Here is a 19,526-nt window from a genome sequence, read left to right on the forward strand (position 1 = left end):
TCAATATACAATAGATATAATGATAGCATAATTTGTAGAAATATGTAGTGAATTGTTTGTTCACAAAAGACGCACTACACAAATTCATATGACTATTTAGACAGACTATACTCTTCATTTAAATTAGCGGGATTAAAAAAAGATAAGGGAAACCCCTTATCTTTTTTTATTGCTATATTTTCTCTTCACTTTGTCACGTTCTGTTGCAAGTTTACGTTTATAGTTTGGTTTTACTTTTTTCGGTTTTTTAATAACTTTCGTTGCCATAACATCAAGTTCGTCATTTGGTTTTTTACGGCTCTTACGACGACGACGCTCACCTAAATCTGCCCACTCATCTCCACGTAAATCTACATGTTTAAACTCGATATGACGTTGTTTTTCTAAGCTATCTAACGCTTCTTCGTTTGCTGGATCATAAATCGTCACTGCAATACCAGAATGCCCTGCACGTGCTGTTCTTCCAACGCGGTGAACGAAGAAATCTAAATCTGATGGTAGCTCATAGTTAATAACATGGCTAATCCCTTCAATATCAATACCACGTGCTGCTAAATCAGTCGCAACAATATATTGGAATTCAAGGTCACGAATTTGTTTCATCATTTTTTTACGATCACGTGGTGATAAATCCCCGTGAATTCGTCCAACTTTTAAGCCACGTTCCATTAATCCATCAGCAACTTGGTCTGCCATCTTTTTCGTATTCGTGAAAACAACTGCTAAATACGGTTTAAATTGAAGTAGCATTTTATGCACTAAATCAATTTTATTACGATGTTTAGAAGGCACTAAATAGTGTTCAATGTTTCCAGCTGCAACTTGTTTTGGATTGATATGAATATGCTCTGGATTCTCCATATATTTCTTCAGAAACGGTTTTAGTTTTTGAGGAATTGTTGCAGAGAAAACTAACATTTGCAAGTTTTTAGGCATGCGTGCTGCAATTTTGTCTACATCATGAATGAATCCCATATCAAGCATTAAGTCTGCTTCATCGACAATAATCGTATTTGCTTTATGAACAAATAACGCTTGTTCTTCAACTAAGTCTTTAATACGTCCTGGTGTCCCAACTACGATATGAGGTTGTTTTTTCAATTTCTCAATTGAACGTTGTTTATCAGTTCCACCAATTAAACAACGTGCTGTAATCATTTGGTCTTCCGCACAAAACTTTGTTAATTTCACGATTTCTTCGTAAATTTGTTGTGCTAACTCACGAGTAGGCGCTGTAATAACAAGTTGTACTTCTTCACGACTTGCATTAATTCTGTTTAATGTAGGAAGTAAGTATGCATGTGTTTTCCCAGAACCTGTTTGGGATTGTCCAATTACACTTACACCTTTTTTCACGACTGGGAAAATTTTCTGCTGAATTCCTGTCGGCTCTGTAAAGCGTAGTTCACGAACTGCATCTATTAAAAATGGTTTAAAATCATACTGTGTAAAAGTTTGTTGTGTCATAAGTTACACCTTCTTTCTAAAATTTCTACTGCGCGCACAAATCAGTCAAGTCTACATTATATCGAAATCTACAAGTAAAATCCATCTTTAGTTTAGGTTTTCACTTCAAAAACTAACCTTCTTCCCTTTTATTGCATATTGTATGTGTATATACCTAACTGAAGAAAGGAGGATTTCTCACATGTTTCCGAAATCCCCTACAAGGCAAATGTATCCGAATCCAGGGCAGCAACCTTATACACCATATCCAATTCCACAACTACCACCAATGGCACAAAAAAAGAAAGGTTTTCTTGCTAAGCTTTTTAAAAAACACGATCCAACCGAGCCATTTATGCAAATGGTTCCACCTTACCGACAAATGGAAGGGCAACCAATGATGCATCAGCAACCACCACCGCCGCAATATCATCAGCAATATCCGCAGCAATACCAGCAACAATATCCGCAGCAACATCCACAATATCAACCATACATGCAGCAACATCCTGAGCAAATGATACCGCCTCAAATGTATGAATCAAATGAAACGCGCGGCGGCTCAACTACAACTGCGGCAACAGCAAGCAGTGGCATCGGCAGTTTTTTTTCGAACTTAATTTCGAATCCAACTAATATGATAAATAACATCGAAAAAGTATCCCAAGTCGTTCAATCTGTAGGTCCTGTCGTCGAACAGTATGGTCCTATTATGCGTAGTCTACCAAGCATTGTTAAAATCCTCACCTCTGGAAAAAGCACGGAAGAAAATCAAACGGAAAATGTAACAGAGCCAGTTGAGGTAGAAAGTCCGCCTCCTGCACCTCAAAAAAAGAAACGAAAACGAAAGAAAATAGTGATTGAACCTGTAATAGAAAAAGAGTTACCGAAAGAACCAGTTCAACAAACAGCAACAAAACCAAAACTATATGTGTAACAATCCTTTGTTTTCTATCCACTCCTCCTTTATAATGTAAAAGACTATGCACAAAAGTATCCCTTGTTTAGAAGGAGAGGATTACTCATATGAAAATTGTTAAAATTTCCCCTCGTGGTTATTGCTACGGTGTTGTCGATGCAATGGTAATTGCACGTAACGCCGCATTAGATAAATCATTGCCGAGACCCATTTATATTTTAGGTATGATTGTTCACAATAAACATGTTACAGACGCTTTTGAAGAAGATGGAATCATCACATTAGACGGTCCAAGTCGCTTAGAAATTTTAGATAAAATTGATTCTGGTACTGTTATTTTCACTGCACACGGTGTTTCTCCAGAAGTTAAACAACGCGCAAAAGAAAAAGGTTTAACAACAATCGATGCTACTTGCCCAGATGTTACCAAGACGCATGACCTTATCGAAGCTAAGAAAGCGGAAGGGTATCATGTCATTTATATCGGTAAAAAAAGTCATCCAGAGCCAGAAGGCGCAGTTGGTATTGCACCTGACATCGTTCACCTTATCGAAAGAGCCGATGATTTAAAAACATTAGAAATCCCAACAGATAAAATTTTAGTAACAAATCAAACAACGATGAGTCAATGGGATGTTCAACATTTAATGGAGGACATTCAAAAAAAATTCCCAACAGCAGAATTCCATAAAGAAATTTGTTTAGCAACTCAAGTTCGCCAAGAAGCTGTCGCTAAACAAGCTGATGTTGCAGACTTAACAATTGTTGTTGGTGATCCGAAAAGTAACAATTCAAATCGCTTAGCACAAGTATCACAAGAAATCGCGGGTACAAAAGCATATCGAGTTGCTGATGTAAGCGAAATTCAATTAGAGTGGCTACAAGGTGTAGAAAACGTAGCTGTTACAGCAGGTGCTTCTACTCCAACGCCAATTACGAAAGAAGTTATCGCTTTCTTAGAGCAATATAACCCAATGAATCCCGCTACATGGGAAAGAGTTCGAAAAGTACCGTTACAAAAAATATTACCTCGCGTGAAAGTGAAAAAAGAACAATAATAAAAACCGTTGCTTGCATGAGCAACGGTTTTTATTTTTCTTATACAAATATAAATGGATCTGTATGTAACTGCGAAGCATGAATGTGTACATTGAGTTTCTTTGCATCCACTTTTTCTTGTAATTGCTTTTGTACACCTTGTTTCATTACTTTTTCAACATTATGTCCTGGGTCAACTATATTTAAACCGAGCATCATCGCATCATGAGCAACATGATAGTACATGTCACCAGTTACATATACATCTGCTCCTTTAAATTTCGCTTGGTTTATATATTTATTACCATCTCCACCAAGTACAGCTACTTTACGCACTTTATCGTCTAACTTACCGACAACTCTTGCGCCCTTCACGTCTAATGATTGTTTCACATGTTCTGCAAATTGACCAAGCGTCATTTCTTCTTGTAAGTATCCTATTTTTCCTAGGCCTAACGTTTCACCTTTATTATCAAGCGGATACACATCGTATGCTACTTCTTCATAAGGGTGCGCCGTTACCATTGCTTTAATCACTTTCCGCTGTAATGAAGTTGGAATAATCGTTTCGATTCGCACTTCTTCTACACGTTCTAACTGTCCAGTTTCCCCGATATAAGGATTTGTCCCCTCTTGAGGTACAAATGTGCCTGTACCCTCGCTACTAAACGTACAGTGGCTATAATTGCCGATATGACCAGCACCTGCGTCTCCTAATGCTTTCCTTACTTCTTCTGCATGAGTGACTGGCACAAACACAACAACTTTTTTCATTTCTTCTGCATATGTCGGTGCCAAAACTTCTGTATTTTGCAATCCTAACGCCTCAGCAAGTAAATCATTTACCCCGCCCTTAGCAACATCCACATTTGTATGCGCTGCATAGATTGCAATATCATTTTTAATACACGTTTCAATAATTCTTCCGTACGCTTTATCTGTATGAATCGCTTTTAACGGGTTAAAAATTAAAGGATGATGAGCAATAATGACATTTGCTCCTAATTGAATCGCTTCCTCCACAACTTCCTCCGTTACATCTAATGCAATTAATACGTGCCGCACGGGTTTATTAAGCGCTCCAATCTGCAGGCCAATCTTATCTCCTTCCATCGCCAAATGCTTCGGATACATACTTTCAAATAAAGAAATAATTTCATGGCCATTTGGAATTTTACTCATGATAAAACCTCCCCTATCATTTTCATTTTCGCTTCTACTTCCCCACGCTTCGCTTTTGTTTCTTCAGAATCAGCTGCACGTTCTAACTGTTTTAAAATATTTTGGAAGTTTTTTAATTCTCCTTCCCATTTTTCAACGAAGGCTTCACTTTTTTCTGTTATTAAAAATGGTCCCATAAACAATTCAGCTTGTTTATTTTCAGAGTAAGGCGCTGCAACATTTCCTCGCTCCCCTACTAAAATTTCGTAAATTTTCCCATCTTCTTTTACGATTTTTTCATGGATAAGCTCCCAACCATTCTCAATAAACCATTCACGAATATGATGCGCTGCAATATTAGGCTGTAAAATTAAACGTGTTACACCTTCTAATTTTTCTTTACCACTTTCTAAAATGTCACGAATTAACGCTCCGCCCATTCCGGCAACCGTAATTACATCTACTTCTCCTGGTGCGATAACAGCTAATCCATTCCCTTTACGCACATCTACTTTATCTTGTAAACCACTTTCAGCTACAGTTGCTTGCGCAGAGCGAAATGGTCCATCTACGACCTCTCCTGCAACTGCTTTTGTAGCAATATTATTTATAATTGTATAACACGGTAAATACGCATGATCCGATCCAATATCAGCGACTGTAGATCCTACTGGTATTTCACGTACAACTTCTTCTAATCGTTTTGAAAGCTTTACTTCATTCATGTATTTCCATTACTCCTTCTCTTGTCAGTCTGTCTCCATGATAATGAATTTATAGTAGTTGTTGCAAGCCCATAACAACAATTCACTGCTCTATCATTCATCGTATTTTAGAAAATATAGAAAAACAAGCCCTTTGCATAAGCAAAAGGCTTGTCATACGGAACTTTATTTTTTCTTCGATAACCAATCAGCTACTTTAGCGGCTTGATCAGCTGGAACTATATTGGCAGGCATATTGCCTTTTCCTTTCGAAAGAATTTCTTTAATTTCATCCTTTGAAAGTTTCCCACCAATTTTTTGCAAGTTAGGTCCAACTGCCCCTTGTAACTGATCACCATGGCAGCTCGTACAACTTTGCTTCACAATATCTTCTGGTTTTGATGCCGTTTGTGCTGGCTTCCCGCCATTTTTTGCATCAGCTAACTCTTTAGATTTATTTAGCCCCTGAAATGAAAATACAAACATAACGATAATACCCAATGCTGCAATAAGAGCGAACGGAATCAGCGGATTACGTTTCATATCTCTTCTCCCCCTTCTATATCCCTAAATAGTTAGATGATTCAGTCATTTCCATTGTACTTGAAAACGCTCTATCAGAAAAGAGTAAACTACCACTTGTTAAAAATATTCCATAAATTCAGTTTATTGTTTTTTATTGTCATATCGCTTATTATTTCGATAATTATTAACGTTTCTCATCATATTTTTCGCTTTTCTACATATATTTTTGTATAGAATAAACAAAATTAATCGAAAAATCGAAAAATGAGCATTTGCAAATCAAAAGACAATTCTGTAAAATAAATTACAAGAAATTGTAATCGTTGCCGATAGCTAAATTTTAACAAAAATTAACAAAATAAAAAAGTTTACTTCACAATGGTGAAGTAAACTTAAAAAATAACCTATTCTAAGAAATCCTTAAGACGCTTACTACGGCTTGGATGTCTTAATTTGCGAAGTGCTTTTGCTTCAATTTGACGGATACGCTCTCTCGTTACGCCGAATACTTTCCCAACTTCTTCAAGCGTACGAGTTCGTCCATCATCTAAACCGAAACGAAGACGTAGAACATTTTCTTCACGATCTGTTAGCGTATCTAACACATCTTCTAATTGTTCTTTTAGCAATTCATAGGCTGCATGGTCCGCAGGCGATGTTGCTTCTTGGTCTTCAATAAAGTCACCTAAATGGGAGTCATCTTCTTCACCAATTGGTGTTTCAAGAGAAACTGGCTCCTGTGCAATTTTTAAGATTTCACGTACTTTTTCTGGAGCAAGATCCATTTCTTCACCAATCTCTTCAGGAGACGGTTCACGACCTAAATCTTGTAATAATTGGCGTTGTACACGAATTAACTTGTTAATCGTTTCAACCATATGAACTGGAATACGAATTGTTCGCGCTTGGTCTGCAATGGCACGTGTAATAGCTTGGCGAATCCACCAAGTTGCATACGTACTAAATTTGAAACCTTTACGATAATCGAACTTTTCAACAGCTTTAATTAGACCCATATTACCTTCTTGAATTAAGTCTAAGAAAAGCATACCACGGCCTACATAGCGCTTTGCAATACTTACTACAAGACGTAAGTTTGCTTCTGCAAGACGACGTTTCGCTTCTTCATCGCCTTCTTCAATACGCGTTGCAAGTCGAATTTCTTCTTCTGCAGATAGTAAGTCTACACGACCAATTTCTTTTAAATACATACGAACAGGATCGTTGATTTTAACCCCTGGTGGTACACTTAAATCATTGAGGTCAAACTCTTCTTCTGTTTTTGAAATTTGGCGATTATTAGGGCCTTCTTCGTTGTCATTATCACCAACTAAGTCAATGCCTTGTTCACCCAAATATTCATAGTATTCATCCATTTGATCGGATTCAATTTCAAATCCATTCATGCGTTCTGCAATCTCTTCATATGTAAGAACGCCACGTTTTTTTCCGAGCTCAGTGAGTTGTTCTTTCACTTGCTCAAGGGTCATTTCAGTTTCAATTTGTTTAGAACGAGCTGGTTTGTCAGCCATCTGTTCCCCTCCTTACGCGAGATACAAACATTCATTATACTAAAACTTTATCAAAAAAGCTATTTTCTCGCTTTTTGATTTTGTAAATATGCTACATAATATTTAGCAGCCTCTACAGGATCTGTTTTTTCCATTTGTTTCACTTTAAAGATGATCTCCATCTTTTCAAGTTTTTCCTGATGCCGTCTAAGCGTCTCCAAATGGCCTTGTAACACTTCTTCTGTGTATTCTGGATTAATAAATTCATCCGTCGAAATATCAGTGATAATATTTTTCAACTTTTCATCAGAGAGCCAACTTAAAAATGTTCCGACTGAAGGTTCATTTCCCTTTTCATAATATGCGTATAGTTCATATAAAATCCCTTTATGTTCTTCTGTATGAAAATCTTCTATATGGGATTCCATACGAACAGCTACTTCTGCACTTTGCAACATATGGTAAATAATTTCTCTTTCCGCTCTTTCAAAACCTGTTAACTTCGGTTTTGTTTGAACGACTTGAGACGGTTTAGCAACCTGCTTTATTTGTTTTTGCTGTACCTTTTGTTCTTTGCGATATTGGTGCAATTGATTCAAAAGTGTTTCCATTGAATACGAAAATTCTTGCGATAATGACTTCAAATATGACTCTGCCTGCATCGCATCTTGTAACAACGATAACTCTTTTAAAACACTTTTCACATATTCTTCTTTGCCAGACTCATCTTGCAAATTTTTCCCTAAACGCAAATAATTTATTTTAAAACCAACAAAACTCACACTTGATTTCACAAGATTTTCAAAAGCAGTAGTCCCATATTGTTGCACATATTCATCAGGATCAAGCTTATCTGGCAAGGATGTGACTTTCACTTGGCAACCAACTTTTAGCAATAATTGCCCTGCTTTCATCGTCGCTTCTCGCCCTGCTTTATCACCATCATAGCAAAGAACAACAGTTTCAACGTTACGTCGCAGAAGTTTTGCTTGTTCTTCAGTTAAAGCTGTTCCCATTGTCGCAACAGCTTCTTCCACACCACTTTTTACCGCAGCTAGTACATCGGCATATCCTTCGAAAAGAACCACTTGCCCACGCTTTCTAATAAATGGTCTTGCTTGGTGGAAGTTATACAACAATTTACTTTTGTGAAAAATCGGTGTTTCAGGACTATTTAAATATTTCGGAGTGTCATCTCCTAACGCCCTTCCACTAAACGCTATCACCTTACCTTGTAACGTATAGATCGGGAACATAACTCTTCCACGGAAGCGATCATAATGACTACCATCCTTCTCACTTCTTATTAGAAGGCCAGCTTGTTCCATAGTAGACAGCGATAAACCTCTTTTTTGTAAAATTTTCGTCGCTGCATCCCAAGCAGGTGATGCATAACCAATTTCAAACTTCTCAATCATCTCTTTCGTAATACCACGGTTTAATAAATATGAAAGTGCTTCATTTCCCTCTTCCGTATTTACTAATAAATGATGATAATACTTTTTCAATAATTCATGAGCTTGTTGCATGATGACAGTGTCATCAGATATGTCTTCTTGTTGTCCTTGTCCTGATGTGTACTCTGCAACCGCAATTCCATTTCTTTCGCCTAGCTTTTGAACAGCCTCGGTAAACGCCAGTCCTTCCATTTTCATTAGAAAGGAAAATACATTTCCACCTTCTCCACATCCGAAGCAATGAAAAATTTGCTTATCAGATGAAACAGAGAATGAAGGAGAATTCTCACCATGAAATGGACAAAGGCCGAAATAGTTACGCCCCTGTTTTCTAAGTTGAACGTATTCACCAATGACTTCTACAATATCGGATGATGTCCGAATCTGTTCAACAACTTCTTCGGGAATTCTGTTCCCCATAACTCCATCTCCGTGTCGTATTTTGTATTCGATATAAATTAAAAAATTCCTTTATAATTCGACAATATTTTTCTAAACTTGTTAGAAAGTGTTGCCGATTACATTGTATAAACGATTTTGAACCTTTCCTATAGGTCCTTTATCTGCATAAATCGCATATACATACTTGCTATATAAAATTGTATACATTTGCTCATCTGTTACAAATGTATCTCTTAGAAACAATACATATACACCTTTTTACAAGAAGAGTAGCAAGCCACATATACTGTTTGATCTTGAGATCTGTAACTTTTTCATGTTGATCCATATAACAATCAACTCCATTTTGTTCAGTATCTACAATGATCCAATTGCCTTGCTATTTCCTTAAAGGATGAGCATATGATGCGACAAACAAAATTCCGACATGAAATTCCGCTCCAACTTGCACAATTTCAGCCTTCACGGGATATACATCTACACCAACTAATATGTTGTTGATGTTTTGCATATTTCTGTATTCTACATCCCTTCTGTGAATCCTTCCATAATGTGCGTTTTCTTGTATAGATTTTGTCGATTTAACGTAATTACATGTCTTTTTCGTAAATCCTATCCCTAGTTTATTCTGAAAAATTAAAGTCTAAACGTAAAATATAGGTTTTTATCACAATTTTTTATTATAATATATTTTCTTCAACTACGCTACATATCCCTTTATTTTTTCATCTTACATTTCAGGATGACAAACTCACACCTTGAATATACTAAAAGACAAAGGAGTATAAGTATAACCATTACACTACAATCTATTACAAAGTCCATAGGTACCATATTTCACACGAGCGAAAAAAGCACATTCACCTTTGGTAAATGTGCTAAAACATTTTTTGGTTTTGCACTGCATTCACAATAATATTTGCTGTTTCTTCAATCGCTTTATTCGATACATCGATTACTTGGCAATTTATTCTACTAATTACTTCCTCAAAGTGATCAATTTCTTCTTGAATACGATTAATATTTGCATATGTTGCTCCATCACTTAATCCAAGTGATTTTAATCGTTCTTTTCGAATATGATTTAACTTATCTGGCGTAATTTTCAAACCGAAACATTTTTCTTTTGCCACTTGATATAGTTCTTCAGGTGGGTCAACTTCTGGCACGAGTGGTACATTCGCAACTTTCAAGCGTTTGTTATGAGCTAAATATTGGGAAAGTGGTGTTTTTGATGTACGCGAAACACCAATCAACACGATATCTGCTTTTAAAATACCTCGTGCATCTCTGCCGTCATCATACTTCACAGCAAACTCAATCGCTTCAATCTTTTTAAAGTATTCTTCATCTAACCTACGGACAACACCTGGCTCATATCTCGGCACTTGCCCCGTAATTTCTTCAATTTGATCAATAAGAGGGCCGATAATATCGTATGCCTCTACCCCTTCTTTTGCAGCCTCTGTTACTAAATACTGGCGCATATCAGGCTTAACTAACGTAAAACATATAAGTGCTTGATTACTCTTAGCAATCGAAATCACTTCTTTTAATGTCCCTGTATCTTCTACATACGGTACACGTCTAATATCAGGAGCAAACGGGAATTGCCCCATTGCTGCTCGAACAACCAAATCAGCCGTTTCTCCTACAGAGTCAGATACGACATATACGATTTTATTATCCATTACATTACCTCACTTTAAACAAATTACACTTATTCGTTATTTACTAAATTTACAAACGCACGTGTAATATTTGTTTTTGTAATTCGCCCAATCACTTCTAAACCTTGTTTCGTATCTTTTACAACTGGCATTGCATCAATCTGTCTTTCTATTAATTCCATCGCAATATCATATAAAGAATCCTCTCTACGACACATCGCAATGTTTGGCATCCTTGTCATGATAATATTAACCGGAAGAGAGGTTAAATCCTGCTTTCCTAAGCTCGCTCTTAATAAATCTTTACGAGACACAACACCAACTAATAGAGTCATCTGATCTACAACGAACAATGTACCAACGTCCTCTAAAAACATCGTACAAATTGCATCGTATACGGAAACATTTTTATCAATTACAACCGGTCTAGATTGATAATCTTGTACTTTAATTTTCTTAACAGCTTCAGATAATAGCTGCCCCCCAGTTTTACCCGTATAAAAATAACCTACGCGTGGACGTGCTTCTAAATAACCAGCCATCGTTAAAATTGCTAAGTCTGGTCTTAGCGTCGCACGTGTTAGACCCAATTGCGCTGCAATTGATTCCCCTGTAATAGGACCGTGATCTTTTACAATCTGAATGATATGTTCTTGCCGTTTATTCAGCTCTATGATAATCACCACCTTTAATGCACAACGAAAAAAGTTATACTATCTCTTAAATATTATATACTAAATATGCTATTCGAAAAAGAAAGTATGTAAAAAGGACCGTATACGGCCCAAAATTATATTTGAAACTTATCAAGTTGTTCTAAAAAACGTCTTGATTTCAAATAAATTCCGCAATATTCATCATAATATGTATTCAATACTAAACGCATTTGTTTTTTTGTGCTATCCTTTACCGATACATTTCCGAGCCTATGTAAATCGAAATGGAAGAAAAGGCGTAATAATTTATGAACAGCTTCTCCTACCGGTATACGATATGGGTCTTGCTCTGCATGACGTGAGCACAGAAAACCGCCTTCCCTTACGGAGAAGGCGACAAAGTCTGTTTCTTGATGACAAATCGCACATGTATCAAAGTACGGGCGCATCCCTAATACCGGAAGCATTTTCGTTTGATAAATTAATGATAATACTTCTGGATCAACACCCTCACACATATAATGCAACGTTTGATATAACATTTCAAATAAATACGGATTATGTTTTTTATCTTCTGTTGCTTTATCAGTTAACTCAACAATAAATGATGCATAAGCAGTTAAAAATATATCCTCGCGAATTTCTTTCATAGTTGAAATAATCTCGCCTTGTTGCAATGTTCCAAGCCCAGATCCCATTTGAATTAGAAAATGGCCATGTGTCATTAATTGCGACACAGATGCTAATCGGCTTTTCGGTTTTTTTGCCCCTCTTGCCATTGCACTTACCTTACCAAGTTCTCTTGAGAATATTGTAACAATTTTGTTCGTTTCTCCGTAATCTGTCGTACGGATAACGATGCCCTCAACTTTTTGAAACATGTTCGTCACCATCCAAGGTTTGAACAAAACGGGTCAAGAAATTGGAGAGTCTAGATGCGCTAGCTCCTCTTCATGTTGATCCATCTCATCGTTTACGTCTTTTTCCATTTCTTTCAAAAGCAAGTACGTTTCAATGCTTCCTGTTTTGGAGAAAAACTTCCAGGTAAAATCTAGCATAAGAATCCACCTTTCTCAATAAGCGTAGCCTATAAACCAATTTCCTTTGTTGTTATTAAATTGACCCATTTTGTCCATTTTCATGTGAGAAAAATTTTTCCTAATTTATCAAAGTTCATAAAAACCAATAATCAGTGGATGAACCAACCATCCACTGATTACAACTTTACTCTATTTTAGTACTCATCCTCGCGGAAACCTAGGTCACGAAGCTGAGACATTTTATTACGCCAATCTTTTTGCACTTTTACCCATACTTCTAAAAATACTTTAGAACCAAGTAGCGCTTCAATATCAAAACGAGCTCGCTTACCAACTTCTTTTAACATTTTCCCTTGTTTTCCGATGATGATTCCTTTTTGTGATGCACGTTCAACAACAATCGTTGCATTTATATAAACTGCCCCGCCCTCACGCTTTTGAATCGCATCGATAACAACAGCCACAGAATGCGGCACTTCTTCACGTGTTAAATGTAGTACTTTCTCACGAATAAGCTCTGCAATAATAAATCTCTCCGGATGATCCGTTACTTGATTCTCTGGATAGTATTGTGGTCCTTCTGGTAAATACTTTTTAATTGTTCCAATTAAAGCGTCCACATTATTACCGTCTAACGCAGAAATTGGTACAATCTCTGCAAATTCATGTAGTTTACGATATTGATCAATTAACTCTAGTAATTGCTCTGGATGAAGTTGGTCAATTTTATTAATGACTAAAAATACTGGTTGTTTCGTTTCTTTTAATTTCTCAATGATGAATTCCTCACCACGACCAAATCCTTCAACTGCATTAACCATAAACAGAACAATATCAACTTCTTTTAATGTCGTTTGAGCCATCTTTACCATGAAGTCGCCTAATTTATGTTTAGGTTTATGTATTCCTGGTGTATCAATGAAAATAACTTGTGCATCATTTTCTGTATATACACCTTGAATTTTATTACGAGTCGTTTGTGGCTTATCACTCATAATAGCAATTTTCTGGCCAATAATACGGTTTAAAAATGTAGATTTTCCAACATTCGGTCTGCCAATAATAGAGACAAAACCTGATTTATAACCTTTTCTATTCATGTAAATCCTCCGCTAAAAATGCTCCTGGTAACAATTCTCCGACTGTCGTCTCTTGAACGTCACCATGTAAGTTTGATAAGTATACTTTCGTATCCTGTTTACATAATTCTACCATAACTTGTCGACATGCTCCACAAGGAGGTACTGGACGCTTTGTATCTGCTACAACCGCAATGGCTACAAATTCGTTATCTCCTTCAGAAACCGCCTTAAATAAAGCTGTTCTTTCAGCACAATTACATAAGCCATATGATGCATTCTCAACATTACATCCACGATACACTTTTCCATCGCTCGTTAATAATGCTGCACCTACTTGAAATTTAGAATATGGTACGTACGCTTGTTTACGCGCTTCGATTGCTTCTAGAATTAATTGTTTACTATTCATATTCCCGCATCCTTCCTGTTCACAGCTATGAAGAGATACACTCTCTCATTAAAGGCCCTTACGGCACTTCCAAAGCTTAATAAAAGCTTCGGAATGCAACTATACCATATACGGTAAAAAGATAATAGCACCAATTATAACAGCTATAATTGCAAACAATAAAACCGCTCCTGCCGCAACATCCTTTGCAATTTTTGCAAACGGATGAATATCGGCAGTCGCTAAATCTACCGTTTTTTCCACAGCCGTATTTACCATCTCTAAACTCATTACACTCCCTATTACAATAAGTAATATCATCCACTCTATTTTCGTAATATGGAAATAAAAGCCGCAGCATATAACAATGACTGCGGCTAAATAATGGATTTTCATATTTCGTTCATGACGAAAACAAAAGAATATACCAGCTATAGCATATCTAAAACTATCTATAAGTTTTCCTTTTTTCATCGTCCTAATCCAAAAGCTTCTAAAATTTCTTTTTGTCTTCCGAACATTTCTTTTTCATCTTCTTCTGTCATGTGATCATAACCAAGTAAATGTAAAAAGCCATGTAACGCCAAAAATCCAAGTTCACGATCGAAAGAATGTCCGTACTCTTCAGCTTGCTCTTTCGCCCTTGGAATAGAGATAATAAGATCACCTAACATGCGCGGCATCTCTACACCAACAATTGCCATTTCTCCTTCTCCCATCTCTTCCATAGCAAAGGATATTACATCTGTAGGTTGATCTTTATCTCGGTAATCACGATTAATTTCTCTAATGCGCTCATTATCTACAAATGTCACCGATACCTCCGCACCAGCCTCGATATTTTCCATTTGAGCTGCTTTTTCTAACACTTCACGAATTAAACTCATATACTCTTCTTTTACTTCTTCTGTTTCATCAATAAAATCAATTAACAAACTCATTCTTTCTCCTTTTCTTCCGGAGGTTCCGGATATGTAATACGCGAATGGAAAATACCATTTAACGTTTCACACAACGTTTTTCCAACGATTTGTAGTTCCTTAAACGTCAAATCACATTCACTAAATTGACCGTCTTGCAGTCGATCTTTAATAATACTTTGCACCAAATTATTAATTTGTTCTGGCGTTGGGTGATTCATAGAACGTACCGCAGCTTCTACACTATCAGCAATACCAACAATTGCCGATTCTTTCGAAGTTGCTTTTGAACCTGGATAACGGAACATCTCTTCTGTATATTTTTCTTTATCTTCTTTAATAGCTTTATAATAAAAATATTTCAGTAACGTTGTACCGTGATGTTGCCCAGCGATATCAATAATTTCTTGTGGAATATGATATTCTTCGAGCATTCTTACTCCATCCGTTACGTGAGCAATTATAATATCTTTACTTGTTACAGGATCTAATTTATCATGCGGGTTTTCAATTCCCATTTGGTTTTCAATAAAGAATTGCGGTTGTACTGTTTTTCCTACATCATGATAATATGCCCCTACACGCGCTAATACACCATTTGCCCCGACTGCTTCACAAGCAGCCTCAGAAAGATTCGCTACCATTACACTATGATGATATGTCCCTGGCGCTTCTAACAAAATTCTGCGTAAAAGTGGATGATTTGGGCTTGATAATTCCATAAGCTTCATACTTGATACGATTCCAAGTCCACTTTCTAAATATGGTAAAATCCCCATAGCCAAAACGGATGATATAATCCCTGAAAGTGAAGCCATTAATAATTGCGTACCAATTTCAAGAGGCGAAAAATTCCCATTACGTAATAATAAGAGCGCCGCCAATACGACTACATTTAATACAGAAACGAGTATACCAGCTTGTAAAATCATTGTACGACGATTTTTTTCTCGCAAGAAAATACTAACCGATAACGAACTTAACAATACGTAAATCCCTACACTATAATTTAATGTACTCGTTACTCCTTCATTAAACATAATACTTCCGCATACAGAAAAAATCATACTCGTTAAAAAGACAAATCGATCACCAATCATTAGTTTTACAAGTATTGTTCCCATCGCAACTGGGACAACATATGCAATCCCTGCGTATTCAAGTTTTTGAAACAAACTAATGATTTTCATTAAGACGATTGTGATAGACAAAATTGTAATATACGCTAAAACATACGGTCTATCTTCTCTTTTTCTCTTTAAAAATAATTCAAATTGTTTATGCATAAAGTATAGTAACACACCAATGAGTACCGCTAATCCAACATAAGGTTGAAAACCGTTCCCTTTTTCTAACAAACCAACTAATTTCAACTGATTATACACATCACTTGAAATTGTTTCACCTTCTCTAACAAGAACTTGTCCTTGAAGAATATAAACAGGTGGAACTAAATCTTCCTCTGCTTTTCTCTTCTCTTTCGTTAAGATTGGGTCATAAAAATAGTTAGCTGAAATTGCATATCTTCCTAGCGCCTTAATTGATTCTTTTAAACCATTATCAACATTAACACTATTCATCTCACTTACATATCGTTCTTTCGCATCTTTCAATTCGTCCATTTTAATATGCTCAGTCATGATACTATTAATCGCTGTGACCGCAGCATCTTTCGCTAATACTAATTGGCTCGGATCTGCATTAATCAAATTCAGTAAGTTTGAATCAGATAACTCTTTCGTTAAGTCAGCGGGTAGTTTCTTTTTTAACTTGTCCACTTTCTCAGCATCAGTCATCTTTTTTTGATCATCCGGTCCAACAGCTTTAATCTCTTGCACCACTTCATCCACTTTAGCAAAGACGTCATTCACAATATCAACTTTGTTTTGTTTATACTCACTTTTATATGTATATTGATCTTCAACTTTTGTAGCGGCTTCTTTTTTCTTTTTATCCGTTGTAACTTTATCTTCAATTTTTATAGGAGAATGGATTGTCTTTTTCGCAATAGAATACATATTAACATCTAATTGTTCTGGTTTTACATTATTCATAAGCGCAAAAAACAGCACTGCTCCTAACACAACGTAAGAAATCCAACTTAGTTTTTTCGAATGTTGTAAATTACGAAACCACTTAGAAATTTCTTGAGATCTTGACATGATTTCAATACCTTCTCCTCTCCAGAAATAAAGTGAAACTATTTATAGCTTTCATTTCTTCTACCAAACGATACTTTGAGGCAATATTTTATACACTAGTACCAATAGTTTATTTTCCTTATCTTTCATGATAGTAAAAAATATGACGTTCGCCAACCTTATCATACAAAAAGAAATGATCCTGACAAATAGGATCATTCCATTTTATCATATGCCTCAATAATACGTTGCACCAATGGATGTCTCACAACGTCCGTTTGTTCTAATGTAATAAATGACAGACCTGATACACCAGATAAAATATTAGCAGCTATAGATAGCCCTGATTTTACCCCTTTTGGCAAGTCTACTTGTGAAGGGTCCCCTGTAATAACCATTTTAGAACTAAAACCTAATCTTGTTAAAAACATTTTTATTTGAGCACCCGTTGTATTTTGAGCCTCATCTAAAATAACAAATGAATCATCAAGCGTACGCCCCCTCATATAAGCAAGCGGAGCTATTTCAATTACTCCTCGCTCCATCATACGCTGCGTATATTCTTGTCCAAGAATATCATGTAAAGCATCATATAACGGGCGTAAGTATGGATCTACCTTCTCTTTCAAATCCCCTGGTAAAAAACCTAAATTTTCTCCAGCTTCTACAGCAGGTCTTGTTAAAATAATTTTCTTTACATATCCTTGTTTTAAAGCCCTCACAGCCATTACTACAGCTAAATATGTTTTTCCAGTTCCTGCAGGCCCTATCCCAAAGACAATATCATTCTTCTTCATCGCATGAATATATCTTCTTTGCCCCATTGTTTTTACACGAATGGATTTACCTTTTGCAGTCTTGAAAATTTCTTCCTCATATAACTCTTCAAATTGAGCAATTTTCCCTTGTTGTGCAAGCTGAATCGCATACGCAACATCTCTCTCTGAAATTGATATACTTTTACGAATTACAACAAGTAATTGCTGTAAGATTTTTTCTACGAGTGCCACCGTTTCAACTGCCCCAGATACATGAACAGTTTCTCCTCTAGTTACGATCGATACATTCAGTTCTCGTTCAATTACTTTTAAATGCGCATCATTAACTCCAAAAAGAGCGATTGCTTCGTTAGCATTTTCCAATTGTTGGTTCATTTCTACTAATTGTTCTGCCATTACTCAGTCTCCTTGAATATCGGATTCGGATATTGGTTGTGGCTCTGCAATATTTTCAACCACAGTATAATGCAATGTGACTTTTAGTTGATCCGCCTCAACCTCTTTACTCAAAATCTTATCACTTACAATCATAGCATGTTCATCCAATTTTTTCTTTAGTTCTTTTTCGGCCATCTCCTTCGCTACTTTCAGCGCTTGCTTTTCTGTATATTCTCGATTCGCTTCTTCTTCTTCTCTCACAACATCTTTTTCATATGCAATCGGCAGTGTAAAACCAAATAATTTCACATCATGCTTTACACTTTCAGTACGAGAGCGTTTATACTTATCATGCTGAAATCCCCATATTTTTATTTTCGTATCCCCGAATTTAAGAAAATGTTCATTGTATACATTACCAGTATACACTTGGAATTGCGTCTTTAACGGGACATCCACCTTAGATGTATACCACGTTTCGCCATATACAATACCTTTCGCTGAAACAATCGTCGGACTTTCCTCATTACCATATATTCCCGATACGAGAATCTGTCCTTTTTCTACATGATCATTTTTCAGTACAACCGGCTTTCCAACTTCTACAAACGTTTTTGTAATAATCGCTTCTTTTTTTGCTACTAAATTTTGTGGCCTTTGTTCCTTTTCTTTCTTCGGTTCGTTTTTTTCAACAATTTTAAAATGATAAGTCGTTCCCCTTACTTCTAGTCCCGCCCAAGTAATGGCATTAATATTATCTGTCAAATGGCGTTGCACATCTTCTACATTCGGCATTTGAAATTGTAGTTTCCCTTTTTTAATACCCATTTTATCCAATTCTTTCATCAATATATATTCTGTTTCAGGTTTAGCTCCTGTAATTTCAATTTTCCAAACCATATTTGACATTGCAATCACACCAAAAAAGAAAATTAAAAAACCAATTAAAAATCCACTGTTTTTAATTAAACGTTTATTCCAAAAAGGAAAACCATAACGTCCAATAAAATATAATTTACATTCATTTTTTCTATAAATTGGTTTTATTTTTTTCACATCGCGTAACAACATACAAAAAACTAACGTTTCATCAGCTATCTTTTTAACATCCCAAACTAATAAATTCCTCCGTACACATTCATTAACAAACCGTTCCGCTCCTCTACCTTCAATTCGCACTTTTACATATCCAAGCCACTTTATAAACCATTTATTTTTCATTTACCACCTTCACTACCTTTCTAAAAGTAGATATACTACTTTTTATTTGAAGCATTAAAATAGCTCGTACTAAAATAAAACAGAGTAA

The 19,526-nt window shown here is 36.1% G+C and carries 21 protein-coding genes; 2 read left to right on the forward strand and 19 right to left on the reverse strand.

The genetic code is table 11. From position 1 onward, the window contains the following. Positions 1–156 precede the first annotated feature (156 nt). On the reverse strand, positions 157–1,467 hold the full coding sequence (locus GBN91_RS02610; protein WP_000194017.1) for a DEAD/DEAH box helicase: 1,311 nt from the start codon (positions 1,465–1,467) through the stop codon (positions 157–159). 181 nt (positions 1,468–1,648) lie between these two features. Between GBN91_RS02610 and vrrA the strand changes: the two genes are divergently transcribed. After that, complete coding sequence (gene vrrA, locus GBN91_RS02615; protein WP_000484166.1) at positions 1,649–2,383, forward strand: VrrA/YqfQ family protein; 735 nt, start codon at positions 1,649–1,651, stop codon at positions 2,381–2,383. 89 nt (positions 2,384–2,472) lie between these two features. After that, positions 2,473–3,423, forward strand: coding sequence for a 4-hydroxy-3-methylbut-2-enyl diphosphate reductase (locus GBN91_RS02620; RefSeq protein WP_152121235.1), 951 nt, complete (start codon positions 2,473–2,475; stop codon positions 3,421–3,423). Between the two features lie 40 nt (positions 3,424–3,463). Here the strand turns inward: GBN91_RS02620 and GBN91_RS02625 are convergent, their stop codons facing one another. From GBN91_RS02625 to yqfD, 18 genes are all read right to left on the reverse strand, one after another. Beyond that, the gene (locus GBN91_RS02625) at positions 3,464–4,585 is read right to left on the reverse strand and encodes a Nif3-like dinuclear metal center hexameric protein (RefSeq protein ID WP_152121236.1); all 1,122 of its coding nucleotides are present in this window, start codon (positions 4,583–4,585) and stop codon (positions 3,464–3,466) included. Beyond that, complete coding sequence (locus GBN91_RS02630; protein ID WP_001006542.1) at positions 4,582–5,289, reverse strand: tRNA (adenine(22)-N(1))-methyltransferase; 708 nt, start codon at positions 5,287–5,289, stop codon at positions 4,582–4,584. The genes GBN91_RS02625 and GBN91_RS02630 overlap by 4 nt, the downstream gene beginning before the upstream one ends. A 165-nt stretch (positions 5,290–5,454) precedes the next feature. Next, positions 5,455–5,811: a cytochrome c550 gene (gene cccA / locus GBN91_RS02635; RefSeq protein ID WP_000828141.1), complete on the reverse strand. Its 357-nt coding sequence runs from the start codon at positions 5,809–5,811 to the stop codon at positions 5,455–5,457. Positions 5,812–6,197: 386 nt separating this feature from the next. Continuing rightward, positions 6,198–7,325, reverse strand: coding sequence for an RNA polymerase sigma factor RpoD (rpoD, locus tag GBN91_RS02640; RefSeq protein ID WP_000764065.1), 1,128 nt, complete (start codon positions 7,323–7,325; stop codon positions 6,198–6,200). Positions 7,326–7,384: 59 nt separating this feature from the next. Next, a complete protein-coding gene (gene dnaG, locus GBN91_RS02645) occupies positions 7,385–9,181 on the reverse strand; it encodes a DNA primase (protein ID WP_000528223.1) in 1,797 nt (598 codons plus the stop codon). An 81-nt stretch (positions 9,182–9,262) separates the two neighbouring features. Further along, positions 9,263–9,406, reverse strand: a complete 144-nt coding sequence (locus GBN91_RS28715) for a hypothetical protein (protein ID WP_000479733.1) — start codon at positions 9,404–9,406, stop codon at positions 9,263–9,265. 136 nt (positions 9,407–9,542) lie between these two features. Beyond that, positions 9,543–9,674, reverse strand: coding sequence for a hypothetical protein (locus tag GBN91_RS29405; RefSeq protein ID WP_002024806.1), 132 nt, complete (start codon positions 9,672–9,674; stop codon positions 9,543–9,545). A gap of 367 nt (positions 9,675–10,041) precedes the next feature. Then, positions 10,042–10,854, reverse strand: a complete 813-nt coding sequence (locus tag GBN91_RS02650; RefSeq protein ID WP_000368945.1) for a pyruvate, water dikinase regulatory protein — start codon at positions 10,852–10,854, stop codon at positions 10,042–10,044. Positions 10,855–10,883: 29 nt separating this feature from the next. After that, on the reverse strand, positions 10,884–11,516 hold the full coding sequence (gene ccpN / locus GBN91_RS02655) for a transcriptional regulator CcpN (RefSeq protein ID WP_000583756.1): 633 nt from the start codon (positions 11,514–11,516) through the stop codon (positions 10,884–10,886). Between the two features lie 107 nt (positions 11,517–11,623). Continuing rightward, on the reverse strand, positions 11,624–12,370 hold the full coding sequence (gene recO / locus GBN91_RS02660) for a DNA repair protein RecO (RefSeq protein WP_000487009.1): 747 nt from the start codon (positions 12,368–12,370) through the stop codon (positions 11,624–11,626). Positions 12,371–12,403: 33 nt separating this feature from the next. Beyond that, positions 12,404–12,547: a YqzL family protein gene (locus GBN91_RS02665; protein WP_000883924.1), complete on the reverse strand. Its 144-nt coding sequence runs from the start codon at positions 12,545–12,547 to the stop codon at positions 12,404–12,406. A gap of 176 nt (positions 12,548–12,723) precedes the next feature. Further along, positions 12,724–13,629 carry a GTPase Era gene (era, locus tag GBN91_RS02670; RefSeq protein WP_001080230.1) on the reverse strand — a complete coding sequence of 302 codons (906 nt, stop codon included), beginning with the start codon at positions 13,627–13,629 and terminating at the stop codon, positions 12,724–12,726. Next, positions 13,622–14,020 carry a cytidine deaminase gene (locus GBN91_RS02675; protein WP_016123383.1) on the reverse strand — a complete coding sequence of 133 codons (399 nt, stop codon included), beginning with the start codon at positions 14,018–14,020 and terminating at the stop codon, positions 13,622–13,624. The genes era and GBN91_RS02675 overlap by 8 nt, the downstream gene beginning before the upstream one ends. 99 nt (positions 14,021–14,119) lie before the next feature. Beyond that, positions 14,120–14,473 carry a diacylglycerol kinase family protein gene (locus GBN91_RS02680; RefSeq protein WP_016123384.1) on the reverse strand — a complete coding sequence of 118 codons (354 nt, stop codon included), beginning with the start codon at positions 14,471–14,473 and terminating at the stop codon, positions 14,120–14,122. After that, positions 14,470–14,940 carry an rRNA maturation RNase YbeY gene (gene ybeY, locus GBN91_RS02685; RefSeq protein WP_016123385.1) on the reverse strand — a complete coding sequence of 157 codons (471 nt, stop codon included), beginning with the start codon at positions 14,938–14,940 and terminating at the stop codon, positions 14,470–14,472. The genes GBN91_RS02680 and ybeY overlap by 4 nt, the downstream gene beginning before the upstream one ends. Further along, on the reverse strand, positions 14,937–17,081 hold the full coding sequence (locus GBN91_RS02690; RefSeq protein WP_000091509.1) for an HD family phosphohydrolase: 2,145 nt from the start codon (positions 17,079–17,081) through the stop codon (positions 14,937–14,939). Before GBN91_RS02690 ends, ybeY begins: the two co-directional genes overlap by 4 nt. 194 nt (positions 17,082–17,275) lie before the next feature. Further along, complete coding sequence (locus GBN91_RS02695; RefSeq protein WP_000840501.1) at positions 17,276–18,235, reverse strand: PhoH family protein; 960 nt, start codon at positions 18,233–18,235, stop codon at positions 17,276–17,278. Between the two features lie 3 nt (positions 18,236–18,238). Then, a complete protein-coding gene (yqfD, locus tag GBN91_RS02700; protein ID WP_000792498.1) occupies positions 18,239–19,438 on the reverse strand; it encodes a sporulation protein YqfD in 1,200 nt (399 codons plus the stop codon). Positions 19,439–19,526 lie beyond the last annotated feature (88 nt).

This window comes from Bacillus sp. B1-WWTP-T-0.5-Post-4, from assembly GCF_009183795.1.
Taxonomy (GTDB): Bacteria; Bacillota; Bacilli; order Bacillales; family Bacillaceae_G; genus Bacillus_A; species Bacillus_A cereus.

Excerpts from the sequence above, each read along its gene's own strand:
- GBN91_RS02630 (WP_001006542.1), bottom strand. The coding sequence starts at position 5,289 with ATGAATGAAGTAAAGCTTTCAAAACGATTAGAAGAAGTTGTACGTGAA.
- recO (WP_000487009.1), bottom strand. The coding sequence starts at position 12,370 with ATGTTTCAAAAAGTTGAGGGCATCGTTATCCGTACGACAGATTACGGA.
- cccA (WP_000828141.1), bottom strand. The coding sequence starts at position 5,811 with ATGAAACGTAATCCGCTGATTCCGTTCGCTCTTATTGCAGCATTGGGT.
- GBN91_RS29405 (WP_002024806.1), bottom strand. The coding sequence starts at position 9,674 with ATGCAAAACATCAACAACATATTAGTTGGTGTAGATGTATATCCCGTG.
- dnaG (WP_000528223.1), bottom strand. The coding sequence starts at position 9,181 with ATGGGGAACAGAATTCCCGAAGAAGTTGTTGAACAGATTCGGACATCA.
- GBN91_RS02620 (WP_152121235.1), top strand. The coding sequence starts at position 2,473 with ATGAAAATTGTTAAAATTTCCCCTCGTGGTTATTGCTACGGTGTTGTC.
- GBN91_RS02665 (WP_000883924.1), bottom strand. The coding sequence starts at position 12,547 with ATGCTAGATTTTACCTGGAAGTTTTTCTCCAAAACAGGAAGCATTGAA.
- vrrA (WP_000484166.1), top strand. The coding sequence starts at position 1,649 with ATGTTTCCGAAATCCCCTACAAGGCAAATGTATCCGAATCCAGGGCAG.
- GBN91_RS02695 (WP_000840501.1), bottom strand. The coding sequence starts at position 18,235 with ATGGCAGAACAATTAGTAGAAATGAACCAACAATTGGAAAATGCTAAC.
- yqfD (WP_000792498.1), bottom strand. The coding sequence starts at position 19,438 with ATGAAAAATAAATGGTTTATAAAGTGGCTTGGATATGTAAAAGTGCGA.
- GBN91_RS02680 (WP_016123384.1), bottom strand. The coding sequence starts at position 14,473 with ATGAAAAAAGGAAAACTTATAGATAGTTTTAGATATGCTATAGCTGGT.
- GBN91_RS02610 (WP_000194017.1), bottom strand. The coding sequence starts at position 1,467 with ATGACACAACAAACTTTTACACAGTATGATTTTAAACCATTTTTAATA.
- era (WP_001080230.1), bottom strand. The coding sequence starts at position 13,629 with ATGAATAGAAAAGGTTATAAATCAGGTTTTGTCTCTATTATTGGCAGA.
- GBN91_RS02690 (WP_000091509.1), bottom strand. The coding sequence starts at position 17,081 with ATGTCAAGATCTCAAGAAATTTCTAAGTGGTTTCGTAATTTACAACAT.
- ybeY (WP_016123385.1), bottom strand. The coding sequence starts at position 14,940 with ATGAGTTTGTTAATTGATTTTATTGATGAAACAGAAGAAGTAAAAGAA.
- GBN91_RS02650 (WP_000368945.1), bottom strand. The coding sequence starts at position 10,854 with ATGGATAATAAAATCGTATATGTCGTATCTGACTCTGTAGGAGAAACG.
- GBN91_RS02625 (WP_152121236.1), bottom strand. The coding sequence starts at position 4,585 with ATGAGTAAAATTCCAAATGGCCATGAAATTATTTCTTTATTTGAAAGT.
- GBN91_RS02675 (WP_016123383.1), bottom strand. The coding sequence starts at position 14,020 with ATGAATAGTAAACAATTAATTCTAGAAGCAATCGAAGCGCGTAAACAA.
- rpoD (WP_000764065.1), bottom strand. The coding sequence starts at position 7,325 with ATGGCTGACAAACCAGCTCGTTCTAAACAAATTGAAACTGAAATGACC.